The organism is Streptomyces sp. NPDC054840 (assembly GCF_053611065.1).
The window spans coordinates 1-6820 of record NZ_JBSGZP010000404.1 but is presented as its reverse complement, the minus strand read 5'-3'; the positions used below and the strand labels follow the sequence as shown (position 1 = coordinate 6820).

Genomic DNA, 6820 nt, shown 5'->3' with positions numbered 1-6820 from the left:
GCGATGCACCACACCGGACGCCGCAACCCGGCAAACCTTCCCGGCCACAGCACTAGCGGCCTGCGGGCGTGGTGGACTTCAGGGTGCCGTCCGGGGCCGCCAGCAGGACCGGGGTGTCCGGGCCGCCGAGGTCGCGGACCGCCGCGCGGTCGGCCTCGGCCGGTGCCTCGGCCGCGCTGACGACGGCCGCCGCCTCCAGGGAGCGCGCCCCGCTCGCCACGGCCATCGCGACCGCGGTCTGCAGCGCGCTCAGCTTCAGGGAGTCGAGCTCCACCGTCCCGGCGACGTACGTGCGGCCCGTCTCGTCCCGCACCGCCGCCCCCTCGGGCACCGCGTTGCGGGCCCGGGCGCTGCGCGCCAGCGTGATGATCTTGCTGTCCTCGGGGTCGATCCCGGTGCTGTCGGTCATGGGCGAAAGCATAGGGAGCCGTCCGGCTCCGCCGCGCGACCACCCCACCGCCGGGGCGGGGGCACCACTACGGCCGGTCCAGCCGCAGCCGCTCCGCCCTCGGCAGGCCCGCGACCACCAGGTCGTACGAGTCCTCCACCAGCTCCCGCACCAGCCGGTCCGGCAGAGCGCCCGGCCCGCCCACCGTCACCGTGTTCCAGTGCCGCTTGTTCATGTGGTAGCCCGGCACGATCGCCTCGTGCTCCTCGCGCAGCCGCACCGCCAGCTCCGGGTCGCACTTCAGGTTGACCTTGAGCGGATCCGCGTCCAGCGCCGACAGCGCGAACACCTTGCCCAGCACCTTGAACACCGAGGTCTCGGGCGTGAAGGGGAACTCCTCCACCGCCGCGTTGAAGCCCAGGCAGAACACGCGCAGTTGCTCCGGGGTCATTCCCCCTCCTCCCCCGCGGCCTCCGCCGCGGCGACCGGCTCCACCAGTACCGTCACGATCTTGTTCCGGCGGCCCGCCGGGGATTCGGCGGTCAGCCGCAGCGGACGGCCGTCCGGCAGTTCCACCACCGACGAGGCGCCCGCGATCGGTACCCGCCCCAGCGCCTTCGCCAGCAGTCCGCCGACCGTCTCCACGTCCTCGTCGTCGAAGGCCTCGACCTTGAACAGCTCGCCGAGGTCGGTGATGTCGAGCCGCGCGGTGACCCGGTAGCGGTCCTCGCCCAGGTCCTCGACCGGCGGGAGTTCCCGGTCGTACTCGTCGGTGATCTCACCGACGATCTCTTCGAGGATGTCCTCGATGGTCACGATGCCGGCGGTGCCGCCGTACTCGTCGATGACGACGGCCACGTGGTTGCGCACCTGCTGCATCTCGCGCAGCAGATCGCCCGCGTTCTTGGTGTCCGGTACGAAGACGGCCGACCGCATCGCGGTCGAGACCAGGTCGGCCTCGGCGTCCCGGCTGATGTGCGTCTTGCGCACCAGGTCCTTCAGGTAGACGATCCCGACTATGTCGTCCTCGTTCTCCCCCGTCACCGGGATGCGGGAGAAGCCGGACCGCAGTGCGAGCGTGGTCGCCTGACGGACCGTCTTGTACCGCTCGATGCAGACGAGGTCGGTGCGCGGCACCATCACCTCGCGCACCAGCGTGTCGCCGAGCTCGAAGACCTGGTGCACCATGCGGCGCTCGTCGTCCTCGATCAGCGATTCCTTCTCCGCGAGGTCCACCATCGCGCGCAGCTCGGCCTCGGAGGCGAAGGGTCCCTTGCGGAAGCCCTTGCCGGGCGTGAGCGCGTTGCCGATGAGGATCAGCAGCTGCGGGATCGGCCCCATGATCCGGGCCAGCGGGACGAGGACGTACGCGGCCGCCGTCGCCGTGTTCAGCGGGTGCTGGCGGCCGATCGTGCGCGGGGAGACGCCCACGGCGACGAAGGAGACGAGCACCATGACGGCGATGGCCACGAGCAGCGCGGTCCAGTTCTCGCCGAACTCGTCGAGGCAGACGTAGGTGACGAGCACCCCGGCCGCCATCTCGCAGGTGACCCGGACGAGCAGGGCCACATTGAGGTAGCGGGTGGGGTCGCCGGCGACCTGGGCGAGCTTCTCGCTCCCGCGCCGGCCCTCCCGTACGGCCTGTTCGGCCCGGAAGCTGGAGATACGGGCGATGCCGGACTCGGCGCAGGCCGCGAACCAGGCCACCACCACCAGCAGCACCGCGCCGGTGATCAGCTGGGGGGCGTTCACGAGACGGTCGGAGCCGGGGACGGACCGGTCATGCCGCGCTCGCCGCGCCAGCCGTCGACGATGGCCGCCTGAAGGCCGAACATCTCGGCCTTCTCCTCCGGCTCCTCGTGGTCGTAGCCGAGCAGGTGCAGCACTCCGTGGACGGTCAGGAGCTGGAGCTCCTCGTCCATGGAGTGCTGCGTCGGGGCTTCCTCGCCCTGCCGCTTGGCGACCTCGGGGCAGAGCACGATGTCGCCGAGGAGCCCCTGCGGGGGCTCCTCCTCGTCCTTGGCCGGCGGACGGAGCTCGTCCATCGGGAAGGACATGACGTCGGTCGGACCGGGCAGGTCCATCCACTGGATGTGGAGCTGCTCCATGGCGTCCTCGTCGATGACGATGACGGAGAGCTCGGAGAGCGGGTGGATCCGCATCCGGGTGAGCGCGTAGCGGGCGATGTCGAGGATCGCCTGCTCGTCGACCTCGGTTCCGGACTCGTTGTTGACGTCGATCGACATGGTGCGCTGAGTTCTACTTCCCGTGTTGGCCGTTCCGGCCGTTACTACCGTCCTGGCCCTGCTGACTCTCGTCGTACTGCTCGTACGCGTCGACGATACGGCCGACCAGCTTGTGCCGGACGACATCCTCGGACGTGAGCCGCGAGAAGTGGATGTCCGGGAGCCCTTCCAGGATCTCCTGGACCTGGCGCAGACCGCTCTTGGCGCCACCCGGCAGGTCGATCTGCGTGACGTCACCGGTGACGACGATCTTCGAGTCGAACCCGAGCCGGGTCAGGAACATCTTCATCTGCTCGGCGGTCGTGTTCTGCGCCTCGTCGAGGACGACGAACGCGTCATTCAGGGTGCGACCCCTCATGTAGGCCAGCGGCGCCACCTCGATCGTGCCCGCCGCCATCAGCCGCGGGATCGAGTCGGGGTCGATCATGTCGTGCAGCGCGTCGTAGAGCGGGCGCAGGTACGGGTCGATCTTGTCGAAGAGGGTGCCCGGCAGGAAGCCGAGCCGCTCCCCCGCCTCGACGGCGGGCCGGGTCAGGATGATCCGGCTGACCTGCTTGGACTGGAGGGCCTGGACGGCCTTGGCCATGGCGAGGTAGGTCTTGCCGGTACCGGCGGGGCCGATGCCGAAGACGATCGTGTTCTTGTCGATCGCGTCGACGTACCGCTTCTGGTTGAGGGTCTTGGGTCGGATGGTGCGGCCGCGGCTGGAGAGGATGTTCTGGGTGAGCACCTCAGCGGGCGTCTCGGCAGGCCCGTCGCCGTTGCCGCTCGCCTTGAGCATGGCGATCGAGCGTTCCACTGCGTCCTCCGTCATCGGCTGCCCGGTGCGGAGCACCAGCATCATCTCGTCGAAAAGCCGCTGGATCAGGGCGACTTCCGCCGCGTCACCGATCGCGCTGACCTGATTGCCCCGAACATGGATGTCGGCCTTCGGGAAGGCCTTCTCGATCACGCGCAACAGGGCGTCACCCGAGCCGAGCACGGTCACCATCGGGTGCGTGGCCGGAACGGTGAAGTGGGCTCGCGCCTGCCCCGGCGCAGGGATGTGGGCTGTCGGTGTCTGAGTCATGGGCCGGCACTGTGGCCTGCGCATACCTCCCGCTGAGGGGCCGCGCCGATCGACGACCTCCGGACTACCAAGCGTACGTCTCCGCCCCCGCTTCCCCGAGAGGTTTTACCGCCCGATCACCAAGGGGTGTCCCGTCATCCCCGGTGGATCGGCGCACGGCGTCGGATGCGGTGCATCGCAAGGCGGAGGCGTGTCTGCATACCGGTCGTATGCGGGCCCTCCGACACGCGGCGAGGTGCCGTAGCTTCGTCGCGCCCGCCGGGGATCACGGGACAGCCCTTAGGCGGGGCGCCGGAAGCCGATCGTCGGTACGGCTCTGCGCCGGGCCGCCGGGGCCCCGCTCGGCGGGACCAGGTCGTCCAGGAAGCCGTACCGGCCGCGCAGCTCCTGCGGGGCCGCCTGCCACCAGTGGGCCACCTCCGGCCAGCCCGGTGCCGACAGGGAGCCGCCGAACTCCTGCACCGACAGGGCCGCTGTCAGCCCGGCGAAGGCGAGGCGGTCCGCCAGCGGCCAGCCCGCCAGGGTGCCGGTCACGAAGCCCGCCACGTAGACGTCGCCCGCGCCGGTCGGGTCCAGCTCGTCGACCGTGATCCCGGGGACGTGCGCGGTCTCCCCGGTGCGTCCGTCCACCGCGTACGAGCCCTCGGCGCCCATCGTCACCACCGCGATCGGCACTCTGTCGGCCAGTGCCCGGGCCGCGGCTCTCGGAGAGTCGGTCCGGGTGTAGCGCATCGCCTCGCCCGCGTTCGGCAGGAAGGCCTCGCAGTGCTCCAGGTCGGCCAGGGCGCCCAGGTCCCAGCGGCCGCTCTCGTCCCATCCCACGTCCGCGAAGATCCGCGAGCCGCACCGGGCGGCCTCGCCGATCCACTCCTCGCCGCGGCCGGGTCCCAGCGCGGCCACCGCCGCGCGGGCCCGCGGCGGGCACTGCGGGAAGGGCCCGGGGCCCGCCGGCGGAAGGGCCTCGTGGCCGTGCGAGACCATCGTGCGCTCGCCCTCGTACGCCATCGATACGGTGACCGGGCTGTGCCAGCCGGGGATGGTGTGCGACATGGACAGGTCGATGCCCTCGCCCTGCTCGAGGGCGTCCCAGCAGTACTCGCCGTAGTGGTCGTCCCCGAAGGCGGCGGCCAGCGAGGTGCGCAGGCCGAGCCGGGCCAGGGCCGTGGCCATGTTGGCGACGCCGCCGGGGCTGGAGCCCATGCCGCGCGCCCAGGACTCCGTACCGCGCACCGGGGCCGAGTCGAGGCCCGTGAAGATGATGTCGAGGAAGACCGTTCCGGTCAGGAAGACGTCACAGCCGGGTTCCAGGGGGTCACGCAGCGGACCGAGCGGGTCCACTGCTGCTGCGCGGATTTCGTAGTCCCGACCGGTCACGGCGATCTCCCCGTTGTTTCTCGAAGGCCCGTTTCTGCATGACGCATTCCCGTGGAAAGCTGCCGCCCTGCCCGCCCCGGCCAGGACCAAAACCCAGTGTGGCGCAGATCACTCTTGGAAGGCGGGTCGTCACTCGGACCACGCGGCGGACACGGCCCCTGTGCGGCCCTGCCCGCGGGCAGAGGCCGTAACGGGGCCCGTCGTCAGCCCCGCTTGGGCAGGGGCACCCGCGTCAGGTCCGCGGCCACCGTGAGGTCGCCCTCGAAGCCGGCCGCGCGGGCCTGGCGCTCGAACTCGGCCGGGTCGGTGTAGCGCTGCGAGAAGTGCGTCAGCACGAGGTGGCGTACGCCGGCGTCCCGCGCGACCCGCGCCGCCTGGCCGGCGGTCAGGTGCCCGTGGTCGGTGGCCAGCCGTTCGTCCTCGTCGAGGAAGGTCGACTCGATCACCAGCATGTCGCAGCCCTCGGCGAGCGCGCCCACGCCGGGGCAGAGCCGGGTGTCCATGACGAACGCGAACCGCTGTCCGGGCCGGGGCTCGCTGACCTCGCCCAGGGTGACCTCGCCGAGCCGCCCCTCACGCTGGATCCGGCCCACGTCCGGCCCCTTGATCCCATGGCGCGCGAGCAGCTCGGGCACCATGCGACGTCCGTCGGGTTCGGTGATCCGGTAGCCGAAGGACTCCACGGGGTGCGAGAGCAGCCGGGCCTCCAGGGTGTACGAGGACCCCTGTGCGAGCGTGCCGTCCGCGGAGACCGGTTCCTCGCGGAGCGGGACGGTCTCCCGGTAGGCCGTGGCGTAGCGCAGCCGGTCGAAGAACTTCTGCCCCGAGGCCGGGTAGTGCGCGGTGACGGGGTGCGGGACCTGGTCGAGGTTGATCCGCTGGATCACCCCGGCGAGGCCGAGGCTGTGGTCACCGTGGAAGTGGGTGATGCAGATCCGGTTGATGTCGTGCGCGGCCACCCCGGCGCGCAGCATCTGGCGCTGGGTGCCCTCGCCCGGGTCGAAGAGGATGCCCTCGCCGTCCCAGCGCAGCAGGTAGCCGTTGTGGTTGCGGTGGCGGGTGGGCACCTGGCTGGCGGTGCCCAGCACCACGAACTCTCTTACGGACACGTGCTATCCGGGGGGCCACTGGAGGCCGCGGCCGCCGAGGACGTGCGCGTGGGCGTGGAAGACGGTCTGACCGGCTCCGGTGCCGGTGTTGAACACGACCCGGTAGCCGGGTTCGACGATCTTCTCGTCGAGGGCGATCCGGCCGGCCTCGCGCAGTATGTCGGCGGCCACGCCCGGCTCGGCCGCGGCAAGGGAGGCCGCGTCGGCGTAGTGGACCTTGGGGATGACGAGCACGTGCGTGGGCGCCTGCGGGTTGATGTCCCGGAAGGCGACCGTGGTCTCGGACTCCCTTACCACGGTCGCGGGGATCTGCCCCGCGACGATCTTGCAGAACAGGCAGTCGGCCTGCGGTTCCCCGGCCATTGCTTCGCCTCCTGTGACGGTGATCGGTCCGGGCATCGTATCCAGCCGGGAGCCTGCGACGGGCGGGCATTTCGGCCCGTCGGGCCTAAGCCTGGGCCGATCGCCCCGATCAAGCCGAGATCGGCCGAGATCGGGCCGAGATCGGCCGGGCCGGGAGCCGGACCGGCCGCCTGGACCGGGCCGATCGCCCCGATCGGGTCGAGATCGGGCCGGGCCGGGCCCGGCCCGGCGCGGCCGGGAGCCGACCGGCAGCCCGTCACGACCAGCGGCC

Annotated in this window: 8 protein-coding genes; all 8 read right to left on the bottom strand. The window is 71.3% G+C overall.

All coding sequences use genetic code 11. The features are described 5' to 3' along the window. Positions 1-52: 52 nt before the first annotated feature. Positions 53-409 (bottom strand): cytidine deaminase, encoded by a 357-nt coding sequence (locus ACWGIU_RS25150; protein WP_453709327.1) that lies wholly within the window; start codon positions 407-409, stop codon positions 53-55. 67 nt (positions 410-476) lie between these two features. After that, entirely contained in the window at positions 477-839 is a 363-nt protein-coding gene (locus tag ACWGIU_RS25145; RefSeq protein WP_453709325.1) for an MmcQ/YjbR family DNA-binding protein, read from the bottom strand. Next, complete coding sequence (locus ACWGIU_RS25140; protein ID WP_453709323.1) at positions 836-2140, bottom strand: hemolysin family protein; 1305 nt, start codon at positions 2138-2140, stop codon at positions 836-838. Before ACWGIU_RS25140 ends, ACWGIU_RS25145 begins: the two co-directional genes overlap by 4 nt. Continuing rightward, complete coding sequence (ybeY, locus tag ACWGIU_RS25135) at positions 2137-2634, bottom strand: rRNA maturation RNase YbeY (RefSeq protein WP_453709321.1); 498 nt, start codon at positions 2632-2634, stop codon at positions 2137-2139. Before ybeY ends, ACWGIU_RS25140 begins: the two co-directional genes overlap by 4 nt. Positions 2635-2647: 13 nt before the next feature. After that, complete coding sequence (locus ACWGIU_RS25130) at positions 2648-3703, bottom strand: PhoH family protein (RefSeq protein ID WP_453709319.1); 1056 nt, start codon at positions 3701-3703, stop codon at positions 2648-2650. 279 nt (positions 3704-3982) lie between these two features. After that, a complete protein-coding gene (locus ACWGIU_RS25125; protein WP_453709329.1) occupies positions 3983-5083 on the bottom strand; it encodes a PfkB family carbohydrate kinase in 1101 nt (366 codons plus the stop codon). Positions 5084-5280: 197 nt separating this feature from the next. Beyond that, on the bottom strand, positions 5281-6186 hold the full coding sequence (locus ACWGIU_RS25120; RefSeq protein WP_453709317.1) for a ribonuclease Z: 906 nt from the start codon (positions 6184-6186) through the stop codon (positions 5281-5283). Between the two features lie 3 nt (positions 6187-6189). Beyond that, complete coding sequence (locus ACWGIU_RS25115; RefSeq protein ID WP_453709315.1) at positions 6190-6549, bottom strand: histidine triad nucleotide-binding protein; 360 nt, start codon at positions 6547-6549, stop codon at positions 6190-6192. Positions 6550-6820: the final 271 nt, after the last annotated feature.

Excerpts from the sequence above, each read along its gene's own strand:
- ACWGIU_RS25150 (WP_453709327.1), bottom strand. The coding sequence starts at position 409 with ATGACCGACAGCACCGGGATCGACCCCGAGGACAGCAAGATCATCACG.
- ybeY (WP_453709321.1), bottom strand. The coding sequence starts at position 2,634 with ATGTCGATCGACGTCAACAACGAGTCCGGAACCGAGGTCGACGAGCAG.
- ACWGIU_RS25145 (WP_453709325.1), bottom strand. The coding sequence starts at position 839 with ATGACCCCGGAGCAACTGCGCGTGTTCTGCCTGGGCTTCAACGCGGCG.
- ACWGIU_RS25130 (WP_453709319.1), bottom strand. The coding sequence starts at position 3,703 with ATGACTCAGACACCGACAGCCCACATCCCTGCGCCGGGGCAGGCGCGA.
- ACWGIU_RS25115 (WP_453709315.1), bottom strand. The coding sequence starts at position 6,549 with ATGGCCGGGGAACCGCAGGCCGACTGCCTGTTCTGCAAGATCGTCGCG.